This is a genomic window from Planctomycetota bacterium, assembly GCA_018242585.1.
Classification (GTDB): domain Bacteria; phylum Planctomycetota; class Planctomycetia; order Pirellulales; family PNKZ01; genus JAFEBQ01.
In genome coordinates, this window is record JAFEBQ010000048.1 from 26,005 (window position 1) to 28,901 (window position 2,897).

At 62.2% G+C, this 2,897-nt stretch carries 1 protein-coding gene and 1 pseudogene (1 of these 2 running past the window's edge); both read left to right on the plus strand.

Annotated elements, in window-relative coordinates:
- Positions 1-261, plus strand: a pseudogene (locus tag JSS27_20555) (multidrug efflux RND transporter permease subunit); it begins 2,855 nt to the left of the window's first position.
- Positions 258-2,897 (plus strand): efflux RND transporter permease subunit (locus JSS27_20560; protein ID MBS0211343.1); only part of this gene is annotated, 2,640 nt, incomplete at its 3' end. The pseudogene JSS27_20555 and the gene JSS27_20560, both read left to right, overlap by 4 nt.

A 2,897-nucleotide genomic window follows, 5' to 3' on the forward strand; every position in this document is an offset into this window, starting at 1 on the left:
CCGATCATGATGACGACGATGGCCGCGCTGTTGGGGGCGGTGCCGCTGGCCATGGGGACCGGCGTCGGGTCCGAGTTGCGCAGGCCGCTGGGTATTACGATCATCGGTGGCTTGATCTTCAGCCAGATCCTCACGCTGTACACGACGCCGGTGATTTACCTGGCGTTCGATTCGCTGGCCCGCTGGCTGGGCTTCACTTCCAAGCGGATCGGAAACGGCGATGAAAGAATCGGCGATGAAGCGCTCGTGGAGGCGACATGAGCCTGTCGACTCCGTTCATTCATCGACCGGTCGGAACCACCCTGCTGACGGCGGCGATCATGCTGGCCGGAGCGCTCGGCTACTTCTTCCTGCCGGTCGCGCCGCTGCCGCAAGTTGACTTCCCCACCATTCAAGTTTCGGCCGCGCTCCCCGGCGCCAGCCCCGAGACGATGGCCTCGGCCGTCGCCACGCCGCTGGAACGAAGCTTTGGCCGCATCGCCGGCATCACCGAAATGACGTCGACCAGCTATCTGGGGACGACGAGCATCACGCTGCAATTTGACCTGAACCGGAACATCGACGCGGCGGCTCGCGACGTGCAGGCGGCGATCAACGCCGCGCGCGGCCGGCTGCCGGCGAGTCTGCCGAACAATCCGACCTACCGCAAGATCAACCCCGCGGACTCGCCGGTGATGATCCTGGCCTTGGTCTCCGAGACCTATGGCAAGGACAAGATGCATGACGCCGCCGCGACCATCTTGCAACAAAAACTGTCCCAGGTGCGCGGCGTGGGCCAGGTACTGGTCGGCGGCGGCGCGGCTCCGGCCGTGCGAGTCGACGTCAATCCCACGATCATGAATCACTTTGCCCTGGGACTCGATACGGTGCGGCTGGCGCTCGGCTCGGCCAACGCCAATCGTCCCAAGGGCCAAATCGCCGACGATAAGCAAAGCTGGTCGATCAACACCAACGATCAGTTGCTCGAAGCCAAGGAATACCGCCCGTTGATCGTCGCCTATAAAAACGGCGCGCCGGTGCGACTGGAGGATGTCGCCACGGTGACTGATTCGGTCGAAGACGTTCGCGCGGCGGGCTATTTCAATGGCCGGCCCTCGATCAGCGTGATCGTCTATCGGCAACCCAATGCCAACATCATCGACACAGTCGATCGGGTCCGCGCGCTGTTGCCCCAGTTGCAGGCCGAGATACCCGCCGGCATCCGCCTGCTGGTGTCGCTCGACCGGACGACGACCATCCGCGCCTCGGTCGAGGACGTGCAGTACACGCTCGTCCTCTCGGTGGCCCTGGTGATCTTGGTGGTGTTCGTGTTCTTGCGCAGCGTGCGGGCCACCATTATCCCCAGCATTGCCGTACCGGTCTCGCTCGTCGGCACGTTCGGCGTGATGTACCTGTGCGGGTATAGCTTGAACAACCTGTCGCTCATGGCCCTGACCATTGCCACCGGCTTTGTCGTCGATGACGCCATCGTGGTCATCGAAAACATCATGCGCCATCTCGAAGCGGGTATGCGCCCGCTGCCCGCCGCCTTGCTGGGGGCGAAAGAAATCGGCTTCACGGTCCTTTCGATCAGTGTTTCGCTGGTGGCGGTGTTCATCCCGATTCTGCTGATGGGCGGGATTATCGGCCGCCTGTTCCGCGAGTTCGCCGTCACGCTGTCGGTGGCCATCGCCGTGTCGATGGTCATTTCACTGACCACCACGGCCATGATGTGCGCCACCATGCTCAAGCCGCACGATGAAGAGCGTCACGGCTGGCTCTATCGCGCGAGCGAAGGCGTGTTTAACTGGATTCTGGGTGTCTACGAGGCGAGCCTGGGCTGGGTACTCAGGCATCAGTTCTTTACCTTCGTGGTTACCGTGGGGACGTTGGCCCTGACGGTTTATCTATATGTGATCGTGCCCAAAGGCTTTTTCCCCCAGCAAGACACCGGCCGCCTGGTCGGCAATCTGCTGGCCGACCAGGACACATCGTTCCAGGCGATGCGCGACACGCTGACTCGATACGTGGCGCTAATTAGCGAAGACCCGGCCGTCGAAGGCGTGACCGCGTTCACCGGAGCACAGAACGGATCGGCCAATTCGGCTCGGATGTTTATCGCGCTCAAGCCGTTGGACCAGCGCCAACTTAGCGCCGACCAGGTGATCAAGCGCATCACCGATCGGGCCGACAATCTCTCGGGCGGCGAGCTTCGGCTGCAATCGACCCAGGACTTGCGAATTGGCGGGCGCGCCAGCGCCGCGCAATACCAATTCACGCTCCGTGGCGATCACTTGCGCGAACTACTGGATTGGGGGCCGAAGGTCGCCGCCGCCTTTCGCAAGCTTCCTTCGATCACCGCCGTCAGCAGCGATCAACAGAACAAGGGAATGCAAGCGCTGGTCGTCGTCGACCGCGTGATGGCGTCGCAATTGGGAATCACCCAGCAGATGATCGACGATGCGCTGTACGACGCCTTTGGCCAGCGGCAAGTCTCGACCATGTACAAGCCCTTGAACCAGTATCGCGTGGTCATGGGGGTCGATCCCGACTTCTGGCAATCGCCCGACGCGCTCAAGTACATCTACGTGCGCGGCAACACCGGGGCCGAGACGCCACTGAGCGCGATCAGCAAGTATCAGCCCGCGACGACGGCCCTGTCGGTGAATCACTCGGGCTTGTTCCCTTCGATCACCATCTCGTTCAATCTGAAGGTGGGAGCCGCGCTAGGCGACGCCGTCAACGAAATCGAGGATGCCATCCATGACCTCGGCTTGCCCCCCACGATTCAAGGCAACTTCCAGGGGACCGCGCAAGCGTTTCAGGCCTCGCTCAAAAACGAGCCGTACCTGATTCTGGCGGCGATCATTGCCGTCTACATCGTGCTGGGCGTCCTCTACGAGAGCTACATCCACCCG